This is a genomic window from Coriobacteriaceae bacterium, from assembly GCA_025992705.1.
GTDB lineage: Bacteria > Actinomycetota > Coriobacteriia > Coriobacteriales > QAMH01 > QAMH01.
Genome location: DAJPGJ010000001.1, coordinates 1,400,894 through 1,423,848, shown reverse-complemented (window position 1 = coordinate 1,423,848; position 22,955 = coordinate 1,400,894). Strand labels below are relative to the sequence as shown.

Annotated in this window: 22 protein-coding genes; 18 read left to right on the top strand and 4 right to left on the bottom strand. The window is 57.8% G+C overall.

Annotation, left to right across the window (positions count from 1 at the left end; genetic code table 11):
• Nucleotides 1-140 precede the first annotated feature (140 nt).
• Nucleotides 141-959 carry a C39 family peptidase gene (locus OIM11_06410; GenBank protein ID HJJ00758.1) on the bottom strand — a complete coding sequence of 273 codons (819 nt, stop codon included), beginning with the start codon at nucleotides 957-959 and terminating at the stop codon, nucleotides 141-143.
• Between the two features lie 156 nt (nucleotides 960-1,115).
• On the opposite strand from OIM11_06410, the gene OIM11_06405 reads away from it, so the two are divergent.
• The 7 genes from OIM11_06405 to OIM11_06375 all read left to right on the top strand — a co-directional run bounded on the left by OIM11_06405 (nucleotide 1,116) and on the right by OIM11_06375 (nucleotide 6,814).
• On the top strand, nucleotides 1,116-1,844 hold the full coding sequence (locus OIM11_06405) for a response regulator transcription factor (protein HJJ00757.1): 729 nt from the start codon (nucleotides 1,116-1,118) through the stop codon (nucleotides 1,842-1,844).
• On the top strand, nucleotides 1,837-3,231 hold the full coding sequence (locus OIM11_06400) for a HAMP domain-containing histidine kinase (protein ID HJJ00756.1): 1,395 nt from the start codon (nucleotides 1,837-1,839) through the stop codon (nucleotides 3,229-3,231). Before OIM11_06405 ends, OIM11_06400 begins: the two co-directional genes overlap by 8 nt.
• Before the next feature lie 173 nt (nucleotides 3,232-3,404).
• The gene (locus OIM11_06395) at nucleotides 3,405-4,127 is read left to right on the top strand and encodes a DUF6198 family protein (GenBank protein ID HJJ00755.1); all 723 of its coding nucleotides are present in this window, start codon (nucleotides 3,405-3,407) and stop codon (nucleotides 4,125-4,127) included.
• Between the two features lie 75 nt (nucleotides 4,128-4,202).
• Complete coding sequence (locus tag OIM11_06390) at nucleotides 4,203-4,658, top strand: hypothetical protein (GenBank protein HJJ00754.1); 456 nt, start codon at nucleotides 4,203-4,205, stop codon at nucleotides 4,656-4,658.
• 26 nt (nucleotides 4,659-4,684) lie between these two features.
• Entirely contained in the window at nucleotides 4,685-5,443 is a 759-nt protein-coding gene (locus tag OIM11_06385) for a TSUP family transporter (protein HJJ00753.1), read from the top strand.
• Nucleotides 5,444-5,586: 143 nt separating this feature from the next.
• Nucleotides 5,587-6,225 carry a hypothetical protein gene (locus tag OIM11_06380; protein HJJ00752.1) on the top strand — a complete coding sequence of 213 codons (639 nt, stop codon included), beginning with the start codon at nucleotides 5,587-5,589 and terminating at the stop codon, nucleotides 6,223-6,225.
• Between the two features lie 190 nt (nucleotides 6,226-6,415).
• The gene (locus OIM11_06375) at nucleotides 6,416-6,814 is read left to right on the top strand and encodes a pyridoxamine 5'-phosphate oxidase family protein (protein ID HJJ00751.1); all 399 of its coding nucleotides are present in this window, start codon (nucleotides 6,416-6,418) and stop codon (nucleotides 6,812-6,814) included.
• 216 nt (nucleotides 6,815-7,030) lie between these two features.
• Here OIM11_06375 and OIM11_06370 read toward each other — a convergent pair whose 3' ends face one another.
• Nucleotides 7,031-9,094, bottom strand: coding sequence for an FAD-dependent oxidoreductase (locus OIM11_06370; protein ID HJJ00750.1), 2,064 nt, complete (start codon nucleotides 9,092-9,094; stop codon nucleotides 7,031-7,033).
• 247 nt (nucleotides 9,095-9,341) lie between these two features.
• Here OIM11_06370 and OIM11_06365 point away from each other — a divergent pair, with 247 nt between their 5' ends.
• The 11 genes from OIM11_06365 (at nucleotide 9,342) to OIM11_06315 (ending at nucleotide 21,630) form a co-directional block, all read left to right on the top strand.
• The gene (locus tag OIM11_06365; protein HJJ00749.1) at nucleotides 9,342-10,037 is read left to right on the top strand and encodes an EthD family reductase; all 696 of its coding nucleotides are present in this window, start codon (nucleotides 9,342-9,344) and stop codon (nucleotides 10,035-10,037) included.
• A gap of 272 nt (nucleotides 10,038-10,309) precedes the next feature.
• A complete protein-coding gene (locus OIM11_06360; protein ID HJJ00748.1) occupies nucleotides 10,310-10,801 on the top strand; it encodes a helix-turn-helix transcriptional regulator in 492 nt (163 codons plus the stop codon).
• Between the two features lie 24 nt (nucleotides 10,802-10,825).
• The gene (locus OIM11_06355) at nucleotides 10,826-11,572 is read left to right on the top strand and encodes an SDR family oxidoreductase (protein ID HJJ00747.1); all 747 of its coding nucleotides are present in this window, start codon (nucleotides 10,826-10,828) and stop codon (nucleotides 11,570-11,572) included.
• Nucleotides 11,573-11,592: 20 nt separating this feature from the next.
• On the top strand, nucleotides 11,593-13,653 hold the full coding sequence (locus OIM11_06350) for an FAD-dependent oxidoreductase (GenBank protein ID HJJ00746.1): 2,061 nt from the start codon (nucleotides 11,593-11,595) through the stop codon (nucleotides 13,651-13,653).
• A gap of 298 nt (nucleotides 13,654-13,951) precedes the next feature.
• Nucleotides 13,952-15,271, top strand: coding sequence for an MFS transporter (locus OIM11_06345; GenBank protein HJJ00745.1), 1,320 nt, complete (start codon nucleotides 13,952-13,954; stop codon nucleotides 15,269-15,271).
• Between the two features lie 104 nt (nucleotides 15,272-15,375).
• A complete protein-coding gene (locus tag OIM11_06340) occupies nucleotides 15,376-16,773 on the top strand; it encodes a hypothetical protein (GenBank protein HJJ00744.1) in 1,398 nt (465 codons plus the stop codon).
• A 360-nt stretch (nucleotides 16,774-17,133) separates the two neighbouring features.
• Entirely contained in the window at nucleotides 17,134-18,396 is a 1,263-nt protein-coding gene (locus OIM11_06335) for an OFA family MFS transporter (GenBank protein ID HJJ00743.1), read from the top strand.
• 25 nt (nucleotides 18,397-18,421) lie between these two features.
• A complete protein-coding gene (locus OIM11_06330; GenBank protein ID HJJ00742.1) occupies nucleotides 18,422-19,123 on the top strand; it encodes a hypothetical protein in 702 nt (233 codons plus the stop codon).
• Between the two features lie 66 nt (nucleotides 19,124-19,189).
• Nucleotides 19,190-20,086 carry an SDR family oxidoreductase gene (locus OIM11_06325; protein HJJ00741.1) on the top strand — a complete coding sequence of 299 codons (897 nt, stop codon included), beginning with the start codon at nucleotides 19,190-19,192 and terminating at the stop codon, nucleotides 20,084-20,086.
• Nucleotides 20,087-20,104: 18 nt separating this feature from the next.
• On the top strand, nucleotides 20,105-20,854 hold the full coding sequence (locus OIM11_06320; protein ID HJJ00740.1) for a glucose 1-dehydrogenase: 750 nt from the start codon (nucleotides 20,105-20,107) through the stop codon (nucleotides 20,852-20,854).
• A gap of 86 nt (nucleotides 20,855-20,940) precedes the next feature.
• A complete protein-coding gene (locus tag OIM11_06315) occupies nucleotides 20,941-21,630 on the top strand; it encodes an EthD domain-containing protein (protein ID HJJ00739.1) in 690 nt (229 codons plus the stop codon).
• A gap of 18 nt (nucleotides 21,631-21,648) precedes the next feature.
• Here the strand turns inward: OIM11_06315 and OIM11_06310 are convergent, their stop codons facing one another.
• A complete protein-coding gene (locus OIM11_06310) occupies nucleotides 21,649-22,344 on the bottom strand; it encodes a DUF554 domain-containing protein (GenBank protein HJJ00738.1) in 696 nt (231 codons plus the stop codon).
• Nucleotides 22,341-22,811, bottom strand: coding sequence for a MerR family transcriptional regulator (locus OIM11_06305; GenBank protein HJJ00737.1), 471 nt, complete (start codon nucleotides 22,809-22,811; stop codon nucleotides 22,341-22,343). The genes OIM11_06310 and OIM11_06305 overlap by 4 nt, the downstream gene beginning before the upstream one ends.
• Nucleotides 22,812-22,955 lie beyond the last annotated feature (144 nt).

Genomic DNA, 22,955 nt, shown 5'->3' with positions numbered 1-22,955 from the left:
GGAGGACGCGTGTTCCTGCTGTCATCTCGACTGGAGCGGCCGCCAGGCCGCGTAATGGAGAGATCTCTCGACTCCGCTTCGCTCCGCTCGAGATGACAGAAAGGGTCGCTTCGCTTCGCTCGAGATGACAGTCGCGCTCTTTACACCGAGTAGGCCCAGAAGTTGCGTGCCTGCGAGATGATCCTGTCGAGGTCCCACGCCTTCTTGGTGTTTTCCTCGCTGTTGGGGTCACGGATGATGGCTCGTCCGTTCTCGTCGATTCCGCAAATCACGATGAAGTGTCCGCTTGTCGTGAAATCTCCGGGACCCATGATCGCGATGACGGGATGACCGGCTCCGACACGCCCCTTGATCATGTTCTTGTCGGCGGGAAGCTCCTCGGCGTTCAATCCCAGGCCCCGCGCACCCCTTGTCATGAACTCCCAGCTCGTTGCGCCGGCGTCGACGTAGCCACCGTTTTCGCTATACGCACACATCTTGGGCGGATCCATTTCCGTGCGTCCGGTCAGGTTGATGTAGACCATCGACAGACAGGTGGGGCCGCAACCGCTCTGGGCAAGCGTGTCGCGTGCATAACGCGTGCTAGCCCATTGGGCATCGGTCTGGTAGAGGGCGGGTGTGCTGCCGCGCTTCCATTCGGACTTCGGGGTGCTGGCGATTGCCGTCGCACCGGCACCGCTCTTGCCGCCAAGTGACGGAATCATGGATTCCATCGAGGTGCTCGCGAAATATGACGCGCAGAGAAAGCCAAGCACGAGCATGCCGACGACGATGAATTTGCCCTTGCGATGGGAGAGGCCGCGGCGTTTCGAGCGAGCGGGTATCCTGCGCACCTGAATGCCCGAGCTACTCCTGCGCCGGCTCGTCCGTCCCACGCGTATCGAGTTCATGGCGGGGTTGGCCGAGCGGCTGGTGTACGAGGAGGAGTAGCGGCTGTAGCGCATCAATTCGTCGTTCACGGCAATCACCTCGCAGTGGGTTCGCGTTTCGATGCTGCCATGATGCGCAAGGGCCCCATGTCGATGCCCATAGCAAAGCCTTAAGAATTTCTTACGATGCAGTAAGGATGGGAAATGCGGACGTGATGCGACTCGATTGCAAGTAGAATTGTCGCCATGAACACACAAGCCAAGATACTGATCGTGGATGATGACGAGGCAATCACCGGCTTACTCCGGGAGGTGCTGCAGGCCGAGGGTTTTGCCACGCATGAATGCCTTTCGGGGCAGGAGGCCCTTGCCGCGCTGTCCGACGGCGGTTTCGACCTTGTCCTCCTCGATATCATGATGCCGGGCATGAATGGCTTTGAGACCTGCCAGCGTATCCGCGAGGATTCGGATGTGCCCGTGGTCTTTCTCACGGCGCGCAACGAGGAGTCCGATACGGTGCTCGGTTTCTCGCTCGGCGCTGACGACTACATCGTCAAGCCCTTCAAGCCTCGTGAGCTCGTGGCACGGGTTCGCGCGCGCATACGCCGCAGGCAGACAACGCAGAATCCGGCCAGCGCCGGAGACCTCGGTATCTTTGATCATGATGGCCTGCTCATCGACGTCAGGCGCCATGTCGTGACCTTACATGACGAGGAGCTCAAGCTCACTCCCAAGGAGTTCGGGGTGCTATCGCTGCTTGCGCGCCATGCGGGCAGCCCCGTTGCCATCAAGGACATATTCGAGGACATCTGGGACGAACCTTACAATTCGTTCGACAGCAATACCGTGATGGTCCATATCCGGCGCATACGCAAGAAGCTGTCCCAGATCGATTCGTCACGGGAGTTTATCAAGACCGTGTTTGGCGTGGGTTATAAGCTCGAGGTCGAGCGTGGGGAGTCGCGTGATGGCTAGGCTCAAGACCGAACAGGCGCGTTCCATGTGGACGCGCCTGGTCATCCGCTACGTGCTTGCACTCGTCGTTTTCACGGTCATTTACGCGGTCATGCTCGTGACGTTGGGCAGCGGGATTTCCAGAGCCCTTGGCAATTACATTGCGGATTCGACATCCGAATGGCATTACGTGTCGGTCGACGAGTTCAACGACCTGATGACGAGCGGCCAACTCAACAGTTCGAATCTGCAGGTCATCGAGCTAGGGCCTTATAGCAACTACCGGGATACGCTAGGTATCGGCGCATCGGCGCAAAACGGTTCTGCCGTGTCGGGCGAGGCATCAACGGATCAGGGCTTGGGCCTTGAGGACGATGCGAGCACCCTGACGCAAGACGAGAAGCAAAAGATTCTCCAGGAAAAGGGTCTTTCCGTCGAGGGGACTCCCATCGTCGCGTATCGCGACTTGAGCACCTACAACGACTTCAAGGTGCTCAAACCGCTCGTGGCCATCGTGCTCTACATCTTGGGACTCTTCATCATCACCTTGCTCTTCATGCGCAGGCCGGTGCGTGCCGTCGATAGCATCGCAGGTGTGCTTGCGGATCCGGGCCTGGTGAAAGGTGATGCCGCCGAGCTACCCAAGAACCTCAAGTCCACGCAGTCCGAGCTCGAGCTGTTGCAGATGCGCATCGTTCGTGACGAAATGGCGGCCAAGGCCGCGGAGGAGCGCAAGAACGAGCTCGTTACCTACCTGGCCCATGACATACGCACGCCGCTTACTTCGGTGCGCGGGTATCTCGAGCTCATCAGCGAAGCCGATGGGATGAGTGCCGAGCGTCAGCGGGAGTTTGCCGGCCGGGCACTGCTCAAGGCCGACCGCCTCGAGTCCCTTGTCGAGGAGCTTTTCGAGATAACCCGCTACAACATGCAGAACATCCCCATAGAGCGCGAAAACCTTGACGTTGGCTTGCTGTGTCAGCAGATTGCCGAGGAGTTCTATCCGCAGGCGCAGTCGCGCAATCTCGCCATCGAAGTCGATGCCCCGGTGGGATTGACCGCCTTCTGGGATTCGTCGCGCATGGGACGCGTGCTCGAGAACGTCCTCAAGAACGCCATGGTACATGGGAGTGCCAATAGCACGGTCACCATACGGGCGATGCAAGACGGACAAGACGACGATGTCATCATCCTGTCCGTGAGCAATCAGGGCAAGGAGATATCCCCCGAACACCTCGAGCATGTATTCGATCGCTTCTACCGAGGCGATGCGGCTCGTGGGCAGGCGACGGGTGGCGCCGGCCTGGGTCTTGCGATCACCAAGGAAATCGTCGAGACCCATGGGGGAGAGATCAGGGCGGACAGCGAAGGCGGGCTGACCACCTTCACCATCCGCCTACCGCGATAACACCCCGAACAGCCGTCATATTATTGTCTGTCGAGCGCGAAATTGGGCTAGAATATCGAGCTCGAAAGGGCTCATCTATAATGCATGTGAACGTCAATACAAACACATTCGTGATTTCCTGGCAGCATTTTTTTTCAAGATCTGCAGCTAATCTCGCGCTACGCATCACCTTCATGTTTGTCGGGCTCATCTGCATTGCACTTGGCATAGCGCTTGCCAAGCTCGCGACCATGGGAACCTCACCTATTTCGAGCGTTCCGGCTGTCATGACCGAGGTGAGTGAGGTCTACGGTATGTCTATGACCATGGGCATGTGGACCTTTGTCTTCAATTTGAGCTACTTCTTGCTCGAACTTGCCTTGTTACGCCGGGCGTTCAAGCCCGTCCAGTTCCTGCAGATTCCGTTGTTTTTCGTGCTCTCCGTATTCGTGGACGTCTGGCTCGGGACATTTGGCCCGATGGCTCCCGAAGGTTACACGCAACAGCTCGTCTGGCTGCTTGCCTCCATCGCCGTGCTGGGATTTGGCATTAGGGTGCAGCTCGCTGCAGATTTGCTTATGACGCCCGGTGATGCGGCTGTACAGGTACTTGCATACGTATCGCGACAGCGCTTCAGCCGTTGCAAGGTCTTCTGGGACGTTTCGCTCATGAGCCTGGCCGCCCTCATTTCGCTACTTGCACTCGGTGGTCTCTACCAGGTGCGCGAGGGTACTATTATTTCTGCGCTGCTTGTCGGACCAATGGTGCGTCTCGTCGACCGCATAGGCTCCTGTCTTTCCTGGGTTATTCCACCGGCCGCACATACGCTCGTCGCACCGTTGTGTCCCGAAACGAATGTGCGGCTGCAGGCTGATGCGACGCCCGGCGATGTTGTTGAACCTGACTATGCCGAATAGTCGCGGTGCATGTCCGCGAGGTGTAGAATCACACGCGTATCATTATGTTCTCGCGCGCATGTGGGAGGCTCGGTCGTGTTTAAGGTTCGCTCGAAGTACTTGCTGCTTATTGCTGCTGCCGTCTGGTTCATCGCTGGTGTGAACATCGCCCGTCTCGGTGTGCTTGCGATTGGGGAGGGAACGACGCCTCTTTGGATGCTTATCGTCGGAATTCCGGTCATTTGGGTCCTCTTTCACATGATGTTCAGCAAGCTCGTTGGCAAACATGCCGATCGCATCAGGGGATACGGCGAAAACCGCATGCACGTGCTCCGCTTCTTCGACGTGAAGGGGTACATCATCATGGCCGTCATGATGGGTGGCGGCATTTCGTTGAGGAGCTTCGGTATCGTTCCGACTTGGTTCGTCGCGTTCTTCTATACGGGTCTTGGCATCGCGCTGGCCCTCGCGGGTATCGGCTTCCTCATCCACTTTATCAGGCAGGGCAAGGATCTTGTCTGTCCCGTCACGAAGAAGCGTCGGCTCGCTTGACGCGAGCCAGCTCCTTACGCAACGCAATGGAGTTCCTGATCGTCTGTCCGCTCGTCTTTCTGGCGGGCCTTGTCGATGCCATAGCCGGTGGCGGGGGATTGATTTCCCTTCCCGCCTACTTCTTCGCGGGCCTTCCCGTCCACAACGCGATTGCCACCAACAAGCTCTCGAGCACGATGGGCACGACCGTTGCCACCATTCGGTACGTGATGTACGGCTACATGGTGAAGTGGCTCGTCGTTCTCGGCGTCGCTTGTGGGCTGCTCGGCTCGTTTCTAGGGTCAAACCTCGCCCTCGTGGCCGACAGTGTGGTGCTCATGGTCTTCATGCTCGTGTCGCTACCTTTGATTGCCTATATCGTGCTTCGAACGCGTGATTTGGATAAGTTTGCCGATAGGCCGCTCTCGCGGACGAGGACCTTCGCGCTTACGGGAGTGGTAGCATTCGCGATCGGCATATACGATGGCTTTTACGGACCCGGGACGGGCACCTTCCTCATCCTGCTACTCACCACGCTTGCGCATCTCCCGCTCGAACAGGCACAGGGAACAACCAAGGCGATTAACCTTTCCACCAACTTTGCCGCGCTCGTGGTCTTTCTGGCAAGCGGAAACGCCATCGTCGTTCTCGGACTCGTGGCCGGTCTCTTCAACATCGCGGGCAATTGGATTGGCGCGACACTCTTCCACAAGAAGGGCTCGTCAATCACGCGCCCCATCATGCTCGTGGTCATCGTGCTCTTTGCCATTAAGCTTGCAAGCGATCTCATATCCCTCGTGGGCTAGACTGCGCTTGCAGCAGGCTCTGGAATGACAGGATGCCGTGGCAGCGAAAAATGTTAATCATGTGTAACTTTTCCCATGAGGCTTGAAGCGACTATTATTAAGATTGTAGATAAAACAACAAGACCTCTAGGAAAGAAGGAATCATGTCTGAATCGACAAAGGCCATAGCGAGCCTCAAGAAGGCCAGCAACTACATGAAGCTGGCAATGCGCAAGAACGGTCCACACAGCTTCAAGCGCGGACAAGGCGCCCTGATCAAGGTCATCTACAAGGCCGGAGAGGGTACGCTTTCCAAGGACGATGCCAAGAAGGTGCTCGGTTGGAGGGGACGCGACGTGCGGTTTGTCGCGAAGAAGGCCGCCGATAACGGCTATCTGACCATCGACAAGCCCGAAAACGGCTTCCAGATGACCCTGACCGACCTGGGACGCGAGGTCATCGCCAAGCGTCTCGAGGCGGAGGACAAGGCCGCCGACGAGATTCTGGCGGGGCTTTCTGACGAGGAAAAGGCACAGTTGACGCAGCTGTGCGAGAAGATCTGCCAGACCGCCGAGGACATGGGCGTGGACTATTCCACGGTCCAGAAGAAGCAGGGCAGGAAGTTCTGCAAGAGGCATCATGGCAAGGGTCATGGGTGCGGGCATCATCACGGTCACGGATGTCATCACTGTTCCCCCCAGTATGTCTTCGTCTTCGAGGGCAACGGAGGATGCAATCACATGCATGACCACAAGCATCATGGTCACAAGCATCATCACGGCCATTGCCATCAGGGCAAGTAGCGTCGTAGAGTCCATGTCGAACATGGCGGACCGGGAATCCTTCCGAGGCTTCCCGGTCCGCTTTTGCGAAGCGGGGACATAATGAGCCATTGGGTGTGGCCCTCTGTCTCACTCATCGCGCTATACTGCATCTGCGCGCCGCCCTTTTGGCGGCATGATTGCAGCGAGCAAACATGAGAAGGAGCATTCCATGGACGAGGTCTACGAGTTTCTCAAGGAAAAGGCACCTACGTATTACCTGGCAACGGTCGAGAACGGCGACCCGCGCGTGCGGCCTTTCGGCACCGTCGACCTCTTCGAGGGGAAGCTCTATATCCAGACGGGCAAGAACAAGAGGGTCTACCGGCAGATTATGGATCATCCGCAGGTCGAGATATGCGCCTGTGTCGGCCCTGAGTGGCTGCGTCTTTCCGGCGAGCTCGTGCCCGATGACCGCGTGGAGGCCAAGAAGCACATGCTCGACAACTATCCTGCGCTGCGTGGCATGTACGACGAGAACGACGACAACACCATCGTTCTGTACTTCAAGAACGCGACGGCGACCTTCGAATCCCTGGCGGATGGCTCCAAGCGCACAGTAGGTTGGTAAAAGTGGCCCGATGAGACGCATTGGACAGGTACATCTGTCTCATCGGATCCGATGAGACAGATGTACCTGTCCAATGCGTCTCATCCACAAAGGAGGAGGCGAGTGAGGAGGAGGGACCCTCACCCGCCCGGAGTGACGTGCTGGCTGGCAGGCCAACACCTGTGGCGCCTATGCTCTTGGGACGCTGCGCCCTTATATGTCCCAGACCGAGCGCATTTACATCTTCACGGCCGCCAAGCGTCCGTCGAGCATCGCATGTTTCAGGAAGGCGTTGTCTCCGCCTAAGGTCGAGCCGATTTCGTAGACCTCGGACACGATCTGCGCAAGCTGTTCGTAGAAGCTGGGGTCATGTTGCTCCGGAAGCATGACCATCACGCTATCGCAGGCAATTTCCTCGGCTTTCCCATCGACCTCGACAGTCACCGACTTCTTCTCGATGCGCAGCAGTCGTGAGTTATAGACGATTCGCACGCCATGCTCCTCGAACCACGGAACGAGGCGTACCTTGTACTTTTGGGGCACGAGGCCGCCAACATCTTCGGTCGCGGCAAGGAGGACGACTTCCTTGCCGCGATGAGCCAAGAACGTCGCGCATTGGGCTCCCTCGGCGCCGGCACCCAGAATCACGATCTTCTTGCCGACGGGGAAGACCTTCTCGCTCATGGTCGCGAGCTTCCTGGGACCAAACATCTTCATGGGGATGGAGGCGAGCTTGGTCATCGCCGGTATCGTAAAGACGTTCTTTCGATCGATGCCCTCGATGTCGGGAATGAAGTAGGGCGAGCTGTCTGCGAGCGCGACGATGTCCGGTTTCTCTCGTTTCACGAGATCCAACGTCACCTCGGTCTTGAGCTTGACGGTGACATTTGACTTCTCGATCATGGTGGTGAGGTAATCGAAAAGCGGCATGACATCTTCGTCCTTGTCACCCTTTATCATGGAGGCAAGCTTGATGCGGCCTCCGAGCTCGCCTTTCTTCTCGTATATCGTCACGTCGAATCCGCGTTCGGCGGCATCGAGCGCGCATTGCATTCCCGCCGTGCCACCGCCGATTACCATGACCTTCTTGCTTGTCTCGACGGGTTTGAGCTCAAGCTCGCGTTCTCGTCCGAGCGCGGGGTTCACACGGCAGATGCGAGGGGACGTGACGGGGTCCTCGCAGCTCGCACAGCGATTGCATCGGCGAATCTCGTCGATACGACCCTCCTTGACCTTGTTGGCGAACTCGGGATCGGCCCAGAGGTAGCGTCCGTAGGCGATGATATCGGCATACCCTTCTCGCAGCACGCGTTCGCCCTTGACCTCATCCATGCGGCCGACACCGATGACCGGAACGTCAACGGCTTTTTTGACGGCCCGGATTCCCGGCATGAGGATGCCAAGATCGTTGAAATCCTCCATATAGGGTGCCATGAAGGGCTCGGGATCGGGGTAGGGGAAGTAGTCGGGACAGTAGCGGAACGGGAGCTTGCCGTATCCATATCCCGATACGCTTATGTACTGGTAACCATAGGATTCGAGGGCCTTGGCATTCTCGACGGCGAGCTCGGGCGTGATGCCGCCCGAGACGAGCGGAGACCATTCCTGGCCGTTGATGCGCGTGCCTATGACGAAGTCCGGCCCGCATGCGTCGCGCACCATGTCATGGATCTCCTTCATGATGCGCGTGCGGCTCTCGGCCGTCTGGGGGCCGTACTCGTCATCGCGGTGGTTCCAGATGGGGCTGAGGAAGCTATTGAGGAAGTAGCCGTGGGCCGCGTGGATTTCCACGCCGTCAAAACCGGCCTTCCACAATCGCACGGCTGCATCGACGATAAGCTGGCGTTTCTCGACGAGCTCGTCGTGGGTGAGACCATGGGTCGCGAGGCCCTCGGGAGGAGGGGTGGGAAGGTCTTCGACTTCGAGCGTCGAGGCGCAGATGGGCCTGCCGCCGCCTTGCACGGGGGCGAGCGGGCCGCCATGATGGAGCTGGCCGATTACGCGGCAATCGTACTGGTGCAGACGCTCGGCAAGCTCGGTGAGGCCAGGGATGAACCTGTCATCGTAGGCACAGAGGTAGATGCCACCACCTACTGGTGGTTCCCAGTTGATGCCGGCTATATCGATGGCACCGACACCGCCCTTGGCCATGCTTTCGTACAGATCAATGCCCGCGCTGCCATCGGCGGTACCGTCGAGATTCCACCTCCACGTTGACTGAGGCGCCTTCATGATCCTGTTTTTCATCTTGAAGCTCGGAGCGATTTCGATGGGTGACATGAGATGTTCGAATTCTTGCATCATATCCTCTTTCGACGGCCAACACGGGACTATGCGTTCGTGCGGCTGTCATCATAGGGAGCGTGATAGGGGCATTCCAAGTACGCACTTTATTGTTAGCGCTTCTACGCAGCCTTCGATGAGATGACGGGGGATTTCCCATGTCTCCTCTTACTTTTAAGTGCGTAATTGTTTCGGCGTAATCCCGTTTCTAGAATCTTGGGAGAAGGCAGGACTACATGAAGGTGTCTAAGGAGAGTGGTCACACATGATTAGCAGAATGGGTCTCTTGAAGCGCAAAGAGGGCACGACGCAAGAAGAGTTCAAGGATTACTGGCTCAACGTCCATGGTCCCATCGCCGCAGAGATGAAGAACCTGCGCCATTACTCTCAGCATGCGGTATGCGACAACGAGCATCGTCATCCCTTGGGCCAGGGTCCCATCATCATCGATGGCTATTCCGAGCTGCAGTTTGATAGCTATGGCGACATGGTCGAGGGCGTCATGTCGTTAGACGGCAAGGGTGCCGATGACGTTCCGAAGTTCGCTGACCCGCATAATCCCATTCTCGTTTGCGTGAAGAAGTTCGTGAAACACACTCCCAAATACTTGTTGAATGGCGACAAGCCGCTTATCAAGCGCGTGTCGTTCATGGGTCGAGCCGAGGGCGTGAGCGCCGAGGAGTGGATGTACCAGTGGTGGGACGTTCACACCGAAATGGTGCACACCATGCCGGGTTACGTTGGCTATGCGCAGAATCTCGTGATCGATCGCATCGTCAACGGCGTTTCCGTCCATTATGACGAGCTTCCTGTCGAGGGCGTCGTCGAGTTCTGGTTCGAGAACATGGATGCCTTCAACGAATGCTACGACTCTCCCGAGTTCAAGAGGACGTCGCAGCATGGCAGCGAGTTTATCGGTGCGATTAACACGTATCTTACCGAGGTGCACGACATACTCTAGCTTGCCATTGCCAGATAGCGAACCTAGCTTGAAGTGTGGTGGTTTGGGCCGGGCTCGACGAGTCCGGCCCCATGTCGTTATAGGCGGGGGAGGCAGGCGTCGATGAGGACATATCTTCGGTCCCGTATCTACCACAAACCCCCTGGCTCTGTGATTGCTTTCAGGGGGGGGGGCAATAATAATCTCCTTGCATCTCCATTGCGCAGGGAATCCGTGAGTGTCTTTGACCAGAGGCCGGTCGAGGTAATGGCGTGGCTCGGGAGGCGATTGTGATGGATCCTAACAGTATCGACAGGTTAACCTCATGCATGCTCACGCAGGTCCTCACAAAGATCTTGGGTGGCAAGTGGAAGCCGTTCATCATCTGGTACCTGAGCTTGCAACCTCATCAACGTGCGCGCTACGGCGAGCTCAAGAAGATCATCCCGTACAAGATATCGGACAAGATGTTCTCGCAGCATCTCAACGAGCTCGAGGAGACGGGCATGCTCGAACGCGTCGTGGTCGAAGACAAGCCCCTGTGGGTCGACTATCTCCTCACGCCAGACGGCATCAGCATGGCAAACCTCCTGTATCTCATTCGCGATTGGGGCGTCGTGCACCGTAACTTCTCGGTTGAGGCACTCAAGCAAACGAAGGGCTTCCTCAACGATGGCAAGCTCGAATACGGCACCGTGGGTGAGGACGGCAAGATCGACAAGACGCGCGAGCACATTGTCTGGTACTTCGACACCGCGTGTGACGAGGACGAGGCAGAAGAATAGACCAGTAAAAGATAAGGAGAAACGATGGGCAAGAGGTTCGAGGATAAGGTGGCCGTGGTGACGGGCGCGGCAAACGGCATTGGCCATTGCATTGTCTGCCGCCTTCTCGAAGAGGGTGCCAAGGTCGCGGCGCTCGATATCGAGGGTGACACGTTGGCACGCGAATTCGAGGGCAACGAGAACATCACGATCTATCCCCTCGACGTTGCCGATTACGCCATGTGCAACAAGGTGGTTGACGAGGTGCTCGAGGCATACGGGCATATCGACATCCTTTTCAGCAACGCAGGCGTCATCAGACGCGGGAGCGTGCAGAGCACGACCGAGGAGGAATGGCGGCGCGTCATCGACATCAACCTCAATGGCTGCTTCTGGATGGACCAGGCCGTGGCGAAGTCGATGATCGAACGCGGAATAAAGGGCGCCATCGTCAACACGAGCTCATGCACGTCGCGCACGGTCTCCAAGAACACCGGCGCGTACGCCGCCAGCAAGGCGGGTGTGTCCCAGCTGACCAAATGGCTCGCCCTGGAGCTTGCCGAACATGGAATCCGCGTCAATGCCTTCGGGCCGGGCACGAGCATGACGCGCATCACCGAGGGCACGAGGAATGACCCCGAGCGTAACGCGCAGTTTCTCGCCAACATTCCCATGGGCCGCTATGGCGCTCCCGAGGAGGCCGCAAACGTCGCGCTGTTCCTGGCAAGTGACGACGCTTCCTACGTTACCGGCGAGACCTTGGTTGAGGATGGCGGCTTTACGCTGTTCTAGGACATTGGAGGAATCAATCCATGGGTGGCTTCGAAAAACTTATGTCTCCGCTGGAGATCACGCCGAAGATTATCTTCAAGAACCGCATCATGAAGACGGGCCAGTCAACGTTTCGCTGGAACGATGACGGCACCGCCGATGGAAGCGCGGCAATCGGCTTGTACGAGAGCATCGCCGCAGGCGGCGCGGCGGCCGTGGTCATCGGTGGCGTTATGTGGGATGACATGCCCGGGCGCTACTGCAACGTCTGGGATGACAAGTTCATCCCGGGCTTGACCGAGCTCGCGGAGGCCGTGCATCGTCACGATAGCTATATCATAGGCCAGCTTCACCATGGTGGGCCTTCCGCGGCCGTACTCGGCGAAGGGCGACCCTTCAGCTCGTCGACAATCGAGACCGAGGACCTTCCCATTCCCGAACCCGAGGGGCGCGCGACACGCGGGCTCTCGGTCGAGGAGATTCACGAGAAGGAGAAGCTCATCGTCGAGGGCGCCGTGCGCATGAAGAAGGCCGGATTTGACGGTGTCGAGGTGCATGCCGCACATGGATACCTGCTCAACAGCTTCCTCAGCCCCATATGGAACAAGCGTGATGACGAGTATGCCTTCGAGAACGTGGCCAATCGTACGCGTGTCATGGCAGAGCTCTACCAGATGATTCGGCAGGCATGCGGTCCCGACTTTCTCATCGGCACGCGCATCAACGGCATCGAGTTCTCGCCCTTGACGGGAAATAACGGCATCACGCCCGACATGGCGCGCGACACCGCCATAGCGCTCGAGATGATTGGATACCAATACATCAGCGTGACCGGATATGGTTATGGCGAGCTTCCGTTCCGCTTCATTCCGGATTACTTTCCGTATCCCGACCCCGAGCCCCACATGCGTCCTTACATGAAGGACTACGAGGACATGGGACTGCTGCTTCCGGCGGCAAAGTACATCCACGATGCCGTCAAGGTGCCTGTCGTGTGCGTCGGTCGCATGGACGAGGTCAAGGGCGAGCGCGCGCTCGAGGAAGGCTATGCCGATATCATCGGCTTTGGTCGCTACCTGTGGGCAGACCCCGAGTTTCCCAACAAGGTGAAGGAGGGACGCATCGACGAGATTCGCCGGTGCAATCGCTGCGGGTCGTGCCAGGACCCGCTCGTCTCACCGCGTATCTGCCGTGTGAACCCCGCGCTCGGGCGCGAGAAGGAGCTCGCCCTTACGCCTGTCAGTGAAAGGAAGAAGGTGATGGTCATCGGCGGAGGTCCTGCTGGCATGCAGGCGGCCATTGACGCGGCGGCTCGCGGCCATGACGTGGACTTGTACGAGAGGTCCGGCGAGCTAGGTGGTAGGCTCAAGCTGGCATCGATGATCAAGGGCAACAAGGTCGAGGACATCATGCCCATCTACGATTACCTCACCACCATGGTGGGCAAGTCCGACGTGCGGGTGCATCTCAACGAGGAGGCCTCGGCAGAGCTCGTCAGGCGAGAGAGACCCGATGTGGTCATTCTCGCCAACAGCTCGCCATATCTGATTCCCGATATTCCCGGTATCGACGGCGGCAACGTGTACACCATCCCCGGTCTTTCGAAGCTCGCGAAACTCCCGCTCAAGCTCTTCAGCCCCGAGTTCATACATAAGGCGAGCAGGCATTTCATGCCCGTGGGCAAGAAGATAGTCGTTTTGGGTGCCGGTGCCGAGGGTGCGCAGTGCGCAACGTTCATGGCCCACTGCGGAAAGGATGTCACGCTGCTCTCGGAAGACGATGACATCGGCGGATTGGTGCCCGTGCCATACAAGGTGCGTTTGGAGCCCTGGTTCGAGGAAAACGGCGTCGAGGTCGTGCACAATGCCACATGCAAGGAGATCCGCAAGGGTCTCGTCATTGCGGAGGTGGATGGCAGGGAGCGCACCTTTGGCTGCGACAGCGTTCTCGTCATGCTTCCCGAGAAGCGCGATGCCACGTTTTGCGATGAGCTCAGGAACGCGGGTGTCGAGGTCGTGGAGATTGGTTCCACGCTGGGAGGCGATAACGCGTTCGTCAAGCACGCCATCATCGATGGCAGAGAGGCTGCATGCCGGATTTAGTCGCTCGAACCATTGCTCGAGGGCTTCCCGTTTTGGTCGAGGCGGGAAGCCTTTTCCCTCCATATCTTACCTTTTGGTAAGGACTAACTTATTTGTGCGTTATTGAGCGCCGTTCCCTGCCGGCCATACCATTTCCCTTAGATGGGATACATGCATCTTCCCGTAGCCCGATCGTGTCGATCGCAATGCTTTGCACGGGCGTAGATGCAGATGGGAAGGCGCCTCGCGATACCGGACTCCCGCACATGGAGCAGCTTGTTTTGGGGCGCATGGAGGTCTTCACGAAAGGGGAGCACGCATGGCAAAAGAAGTTCAACCCGCCCAGAAGAACGCATCGCTTTTCAAGTCGATACTCTCTGGATGCCTGGGTAACGTCCTGGAATGGTACGACTATGGCCTATACGGTTACTTTGCGGTTGTCATTTCCGCGGAGTTCTTCACGTCCGAAGATCCCGTTGTCGGCATTCTCATGAGTTTCATGGTGTTTGGCGTCGGCTTCGTCGTGCGTCCCATTGGCGGCCTCATCATGGGAGCCTACGCGGATAAGCACGGGCGCGTGAAGTCGCTCACCGTCACCATCATGGCGATAGGCATATGCACCATGCTCATGGGGTGTCTGCCGACCTATGAGCAGATCGGCATCATGGCGCCCATCCTGCTCACGGTCCTGCGCTTGCTGCAGGGTCTGGCGACTGGTGGCGAATTCGGATCCGCCCTCACGTTCATCTCCGAGTTCAACAACGGCAAGAACACCTCCTTCCTCGTCAGCTGGCAGCCGTTCAGCGTCGGCGTCGGCATGCTCATCGGATCCATCACCGGTCTGATCTGCACGTCGGTCCTATCCCAGCCCGACCTCTACGCCTGCGGTTGGCGCATTCCGTTCCTCATCGGCATCGTCGTTGCCATCTATGGCGTCTACTTGCGCAAAAGCGTGCCCGAGCCTCCCGAGTTCGAGAAGATGAAGGAGCAGAAGAAGGCCGCCGAGGAAGATCACACGCCCGTCAAGGTCCTCTTCAAGAAGCACTGGGTCGCCATGATCACCAACATCGGCCTGCTTGCCGGCACCAGCGTCTCCTACTACCTGTTGGTGACCTACCTGCCTACCTATATCAAGGAGTTCGTCGGCGGGACCATGCTCGAGGGCTTTATCGTCAATACCGCCGTCGTTGCCGTATATTTGGTCCTCTGCCCGTTTGCGGGCATGTTCGCGGATAAGTTCGGGCGCAGGAAGTCCGTCATCATCGCGTGCCTGGGATTCATCGTGCTTGCCTACCCGGTCTTCTGGGCCGTCATCAACGGGCATGCCGTGATGATCATGATCTGCGCCCTTGCATGCCTGCTTCCCTTCCAGTCACTCAACGCGGTGGCAGTGGCGACGGCGGCATCCGAGGTGTACCCCACCGAAACGCGCAACAGCGGTGTCGGCCTTGCCTATAACCTCGCAGCCGCCGTTTTCGGCGGCATGGCTCCGGCCATTGCGACGGCGATTATTGCGGGGACGGGAAATGCCATTTCCCTGGCCTTCTTCATCATCGCCGCTGACGTCGTCTCAATCGTGGTCGCGATCTTCCTCATGAAGCGCTACTACCGCAAGGATGGTACGCCGGTCAATAGCTAGCTCTGCCGCAGATTGGTTCGTCTCGCGCCGTCATATGGGCGCAGGGGGAAACGTCCTCCTGCGCCCATACAGTTCTCGTTTGCCTTTTCAAGGGAGAGGATTCGATGAAAGAGCCCGTTGCCGTGCGTACCGTGCGCAGCGTCATCACCCTGTGCTTCGCCGTGTGCTACATCATCAATGTCTTTCTGCATGCTCCGCTGCTCGATGATGTGAACATCATCCTCATGGTCGTGGTGCTCGTGATGAGCGTCTTCGTCTCGACAGGATCGTCACGGCTCATCGGCATTATCCTCATTGCCATAAGCGTCGGGTTGCTGCTTTATGCCCAGGCACCGGCCGAGGAATGGGTGCGTGCGCTTCGCAAGAACGCCGACCTTATCGTCATGTTCATCCTGATTCCGCTTATTGGCATACCCGTCCAACATGGAGGCTATAACGAATCGCTGAGGAGCCTGTTTGCGCGATACGCCAACTCAGAGGGACGATACTATTCGCTCGTAAGCGGCATGGCGGCCGTGGCCGGTGCGCTCATAAGCATCGCCGCCGTACCGCTCACGTTCGAGATGTCGCGTGAAAGCCGCCTGGGAGCCAACAAGAGGCTCCTGGGGACGGCCCTTGCGCGTGGGTTCGTCACGTGCATGATATGGGCGCCCACGTCGGCGACCATCGCCCTGGTCGTTTCGGTGACAAGCGCAGAATGGGTGAGCTTTGCTCCCTGTGCAATCGTCTGCGCCCTTGTCGCAGAGGGTGTCGGCATCCTGATGACGGTGTTCTCGCGCAAGAAGGGCGGAAATGCTCCCGCGATGGACGATGGCGCGAGTGCATCCAAGGACGTCTCCGGACGCATCGACAAAGCGAAAGTGGCGGAGCTCGCCGTCTTCTCCGTGCTTCTCATAGTCTTCATCGCCCTGGTCTCCCAACTCTTCGGCCTTTCGGCCATCATCGTCGTCGCCATGGCATCGCTGGTGTGGCCCTTTGTCTGGATGCTCGTCATCAGGCGGTTTTCCCTGTATCGCAAGGAGCTCAAGAACGCGTATTTCGAGAAGAAGCTTCCCGGTGCCAAGAACCAGATCGTCCTCTTCGCGGGAGCGGGCATGCTCGCCCAGAGCATCGGCTATTCGGGCATCGGGGATGTCATCGCGCAAGCCCTCGTGCTCACCACCGGTCAAAGCGTGCTGCTTCTGACGACGGCCATCGTCATCATCGTCTTGCTTACCTGTGCGGCGGGGATTCATCCCATCGTGGCAACGGCCGTCATAGGAGGTGCCATTGACCCTGCGCTGTGCGGAATATCGGCTGCGTACCTTGCGCTTGTCCTATCGATGAGCTGGGCGTTGGGCAATACGATCTGCCCCGCCTCGGCAAATGTCATCGCCGTTGCGGACATGGTGCAGGCATCTCCCATGGAGGCGAGTCTCAAGTGGAACGGGCCCTATGCGGTCATCACCGCAGCCCTTCTCATCGCCAGCGTCATGCTCATGAGAGGACTTGGCTTTCTGTAGCCAAATTTGGCTGTCGTACTTACGTATACGGCAGCTTCTTACTTTTAAGTGCGTTATTGAGGTCATCTTGAAACCCTCATAGCATACATCTCGTGAGGAGGGATACCTTCAAGGCAAGTGGGGTCATCTTCCTCATTGTTTTCTCTGGCTTCTTGGCATGAACCGCAACGCAGCGGTGAGGATCTAGTCCAGTTTCGGCATCAATTGACTCCGGCACATCAGCACGTATCGCAGCATCGGAATCATGTGCGTATAGAACGGTTTGCACGTCGAAACGAAAGGAGGAGGGGTCTCGGTTTGGGGGAAAGGCGATGCCTTTCGCATGCACGTAATCTTTCGGAAGCTATATTGGAGGAACACATGGCAATGAAGCCTAAATCGCGCTGGGTGGTTCTCGTCGGCGCGGCAATGTGCGGAGCGACCACCGCATCATTGAATTGCTACAGCATTTTTCAGAAACCCATGATGGCCGAGTTTGGCTGGTCGCCGCAGATCGTGGCACTCGCCTACACGCTCGCCATCGTTGTCATTGGTTTTGCGGGTGGCCCCGTTGGCGGCTGGTTCCAGCGCAAGTTCGCGGCTCACAAGATCATGCTCGTCAGTGGTATCGTCTTTGGCATCGGCTGGATTCTCACGGGCTTTTCCACGAATCCCATCATGCTGCTCATCACCTTCGGCATCATCGTCGGCTTTGCCGATGGCATTATCTACAACACGTCGCTGGCCTTGACCACGCGCTGGTTCCCGGACAAGAAGGGCCTCGTCAACGGTATCTCGCTCGCCACGATGGCCCTGTGGCCGCTGTGGACTGCCCCGGTCGGAAACATGATCGTGCAGGCAATCGGTCCCATGCCCTCGTTCATGGTCGTGGGCGCGTTCAGCATCGTCATGTTCCTCATCTTCTCGTGGCTTTGCTACGTTCTGCCGCCTGCAGACTACCAGCCCGAGGGTTGGAATCCTCCCGTTGACGAGGAGGCCAAGAACCGCAGGAGCTACACCACTCCCGAGATGATGAAGACCCCGCTCTTCTGGATCATGGTCATCGTATTCGCGCTCACCGCATGCACGGGCGTGTTCATGCTCGGTACCGCATCCCTCGTCGGCCAGACGCAAGCGGGCATGGATGCCGCGACGGGCGCCATGATGGTCAGCATCTTCGCCGTTGCCAATGCCGCCGGACGCTTTGGCTTTGGCACTCTCTCCGACAAGATCGGACGATTCCAGACGCTGTTCATCGTCATCGGCATCACCGCGGTGATTCACCTGTTCCTCTATGGAAACACCGATTCCACGATGCCCTTCATCATCGAGTCGATCGTCCTGGGCATGTGCTTTGGCGGCATCATGGCCATCATGCCCTCGCTTACCGGCGATGCCTTTGGCCCGGCCAACATGGGCCAGAACTACGGCTTCATGTACTGGGGCTATGCGCTTGCGGCCGTCATCGGCCCCATGCTCTCCGCCAACACGCTCGCCGCAACGGGCAGCTATAGCACGGCGTTTCCCATCCTGGGCGTCCTTTGCATCATCGCAATCATCCTGCTTGCAATCGGTCTGCCGATCTACAACAAGATGAAGGCTCGCGATGCTGCCATGATGGAAGCCAAGAATGCCGAGAACTAAACAACCTTGAAGAAGGGGAGTAGTCATGATTTCCAGAATTAATCTACTCAAGTGCAAGGAGGGAATTTCCGAAGAGGAATTCCGCGCGGTGATGATGGGGGAGGCGCGTGACGTAATCGCCAAGATGCCCCTGCTGCGCAAGTGCGAGATCAACTTCGTGACCGATAAGCAGCAGCGTTCGCATCTGGGTCGCGGGGCGATTGACATCGACGGTTTCATAGAGATGATCTTCGACAGCTACGGGGACATGGCAAAGTGCATGACCCAGGCCGGCGATGCCCTTCGCGACGTGCTCGAACCCATCGTGGAAGAGCCAATCTCCGCGCTTGTCACGGTCAGGAAATTCGACAAGCTCGTCCCCGAGTACCTCAAGGGTCGCGACATCATCAAGCGCGTCTCGTTCTGCGACCGCGCCGAGGGCGTCGATGCCATGACCTTCCACTTCGAGTGGTGGTACGTCCACTCCATACTGGTGGAACTGATGGGAGGATGCTGCGGCTACAACCAGAACCTGGTGATCGACCGCTGCATCGGTGACGAAGAGGTCCACTATAAGGATCTCCCGGTCGAGGGTATGGTCGAGTTCTGGTTCGAGGACATGGAAGCCTTCGACGAATGCTATGGCAGCGTGGGCTTCAAGAAGCGCGCAAGCGTCCATGCCGCCGAGTTCATCGGAACGGTGACGACCTACTTTGTCGAAGCGGTTCCTGTCGAACTGGAAGACTAGTCGATTCATGCGGCCGCATCGGATATGGAATTCGATGCGGCCGCTTTTTCCTGAATGGAGAGAACCATGAAGTCAAAGCGCGCGGAATTTTTCGATGACGTCATCCTCTCGGGGCCTGGTCAGGCGGAGTTCGAGGAGAAGGTCTATGGCGAGGAGCAAGCGAAGCGCTGGCCTCGGGTCGAGAAGGGCTCCGGGAAGTTCGAGGGCCAGGTGGTTATCGTGACCGGTGCCGCTGGCGGCCAAGGCGAGATGGAAGCCAAGATGTTCGCTCAGCAAGGCGCGACGGTTTACATGACCGACGTCAAGGAAGACGGGCTCAGGCGTGTGGAAGCGCAGATCAGGGATGACGGGGGAGAGGCCGTGGTCTTTCCCATGGACGTCGTCGACGAGGTCGCCTGGCGGAAGCTCGTCGAGAAGATACTCGACGAGCAAGGACATCTCGACGTGCTCGTGAACAATGCCGGCATTTGCGTGAACGGGTCGGTTCTCACGGCATCCCGCCAGGATCTCGAGCGCATGATGGACGTCGATTGCTGGGGTGTCTACAACGGCATGCACTACTGTGCCCAGGCCATCATCGACTCAGGTGGTGGTGCTATCGTCAATACCTGCTCCTACCAGGGCAATCACTTTGGTCCTGGCAATCTTATCGGCTACGCGATGGCCAAGGCCGCGGCTTTGGGCGCAACCCGTGCCGCAGCTACCGACCTGGGGGCCTACGGGGTGCGTGTCAATGCGGTGAACCCCGGGCTCATCCTTACGGATATGACACTACCCCGGGGACAGAACCGCAAGGGCCTCAGCGAAGCGTCGTCGATGAAGCGCTATGCGCTTCCCGAAGAGATTGCCTCGGTCGCGCTGTTCCTTGCATCCGATGACGCCAGTTTCATCAATGGCGAATCCATCGCCGCCGATGGCGGCGCCACAACCTATCTTCATCTGGCAACGGCTGACAAGCAATAGGACCGAAAGGAAGCACCCATGGAAAAGCAAAGATTCATCGACAAGATCGCACTGGTAACCGGTGGTGCCAATGGTCTGGGCCGTGGCATGACCGAGCAGCTCGTGAAGGAAGGCGCCCAGGTCATCGTCTTCGATATCGAAGACGACACCATGGAAGAGGTCTATGCCGATAACGAGCGCGTGTATTGCATGCACTGCGACGTTCGCGACTATGGTCAAGTGCAGGAGAGCGTCGCCAAGGTCATCGAGGAGTTTGACCATATCGACGTCCTCATGAACAACGCGGGCATCACCCATCGTCAGCCCTTCCTCGAGTGCAGTCAGGAGGGCTGGCTCGATGTCATGGACACGAACCTGAACGGCGTCTTCTACGTGGGTCAGGCCGTCGCACGCACGATGGTCGACAAGGGCATCAAGGGATATATCGTCAACACGAGCTCCAATAGCGCACGCAAGACTATCGGCGGCATCACGCCCTACGGTCCTTCCAAGGCGGCCGTGAGCATGCTCACGCAGGTCATGGCGCTTGAGCTTGCAAAATATGACATTCATGTCAACGCCGTTGCCCCGGGCACCTCGAAGACCCGCATCACGGAGGGCACGAGGTTCGATCCGGAGCGCAACGCCGCCTTCCTGGCCAAGATGCCGTTTGGTCGTTACGGCGAGATCGAGGAGATGGTAAGCGTTGCTCTCTTTCTCGCCTCGGATGATGCCTCGTTCATCACCGGCGAGACCATCTACGAAGAGGGCGGATTCAGCCTCTTGTAAGGAGCGATTGACATGAGTGTCAACACCGCCAATGCCTACAAGGTCTTTATGATGTAGGCACTTTTCAAATAGAAAGGGCAGGTGCTATGATTTCCTGCATTAACCTCTTACGCAAAGATCCGACTATCTCAGACAGCGAATTTGACGCATTTCTGCACGATGTCTATGCACCCCTGTGTCTTCAAATCCCCGAGCTCGAATCCTTCGAGTTCGATCGGGTCACTGCCAAGGAACGCGGTGACGCCTCTTCTGAAGCGATTCTTGCCGATGCGTTTACCATCGAGCGCTATGTCGATCTCGACGCATACGAGGAGGCTAGAAGATCCAATGCATATGCAGCGGTTTTGTGTGAGCGCGTAAACGCGGTGATGTACGAAGAGACCTACGTCTGCCTTGAAAACGTGTCCATTCCCCTGCGCGTTGAGGATGGATGCCAGAAGAAGATGACGTTGCTGGGCCGCACGGTGCCGGATGTGTCATTTGAGGACTTCACTCGCGAATGGTTTGTCGTTCATTCGGGATGCATGGCGAAGATGCCTACTGACATTTTCTACGGGTATAACCAGCATCTCATTATCGACCGTATGATAAATGGTCGTCATGTTACTCATGACAGGCTCCCGTTTGATGGGATACTCGAGCTGTTTTTCAGCGAGGCATCCGAAGTTGCCAATGCTTTCAAAACTATTCCCGAAGGTCAGGCAACCGTGGCCCATCGCAAGGAATTCATGAACAGCGTCAATCCGTTTCTCGTTGACTTTACCGTCGTGAAATGAGGCAAGGACGCTGGTGGTCTACAGGAAGGGCGCCAGCAACTGGATGGCGAGGAACCATAGGGGCGGGACGAGCAATGCCGGCAGCAGGTTCATCACGGGTATTTCCTTGACCTTGAGTATGCCAAGGCCCGATGCCAGGATGAGAAAGCCGCCCACGATGGTGATCTCTGCCATGAGATCTGCCGTGAGGAAGGGCTGGAGTTGGGCGGCGAGTAGGAATATCGCGCCCTGCCAGCAGAAGAGCACGATGGCCGCGAGTGCGATGCCGATGCCGAAGGACGAGGCGAGCACCATCGAGGTCACGAGGTCCAGGGTGGCGTTCGTGAGCAGGAAGGTCTCGTCACCGTAGAGGGCGCTGTTAATGGGGCCGATGATGGAGAGCGCCCCGAAGCAGAAGATCATGATTGCCGTGGAGAGCCCTTGGGAGAGGTTTGACTCCGACTTGGAACGCTTGTCGACGAAGCGGTCGAAGCGGCCGTTGATGTCAAGCGCCGTGCCGATGACGCCGCCGATGGCGAGGCTTGCGATGAAGAGAACCGGATAAACGCTCTGCCCCATGCCCTTGACGATGGAATTGACGCCAATGCCCACGGCAGCAAGACCCATGGCGAGGAAAAGCACGTCCTGGTACTTCTCGCCGAGGCCGCGCTTGGCTACGGCCCCAATCGAGCTTCCCAGGACAATGGCCGCAGTGTTCGCGATGGTTCCGATCATTCCGATTCCCTTTCCAGATGGTTCGCATTTTGGAGAAACGCACGCTCGTAGAGTTCGCGAGCCTCTTGGGGAAGGCTGTCGGGAGCACCTTGGGCAAAATCCTCGTTGCCCCGCGAGAGAGCTTCATCGTAATACCAGCACTTGTACTCGAGCACGGCAAGCGTCTTTTGCAGCTCCTCGATCTGCTCGAGGGTCTTCAGGCGCCTTTCTTCCATCAGCTCCTGACGCTGTGCATAGCTTGCGCTGCCCTTGGTCGTGAGCTCCATGAACTTTCGTATGTCTCGTATTTCCAGGCCGGAGCGCTTCAGGCATTCGATGATGCGTAAAGTCTCGATGTGACCCTCGTCAAAGACCCGCTTACCACCTTGGCGCTCGAGGCCGGGAAGCAGGCCTTCCTTATCGTAGAAGCGAAGCGTCGAAGGCGAGAGTCCCGTCATCTCCGCTATCTCGCCGATGGAATACTGCATGAAGGCTCTCCTTTCGCCTTGCGTGATGATAGCTTGACCTAAAGTCAGGTTCAATCGATTGTTTGGCTTACTTGGTACTTTATTGATACAACTAGTTTTCGGTAAACGGCATGTATTAATAGTTTAACGGTGTATACTAGTAAC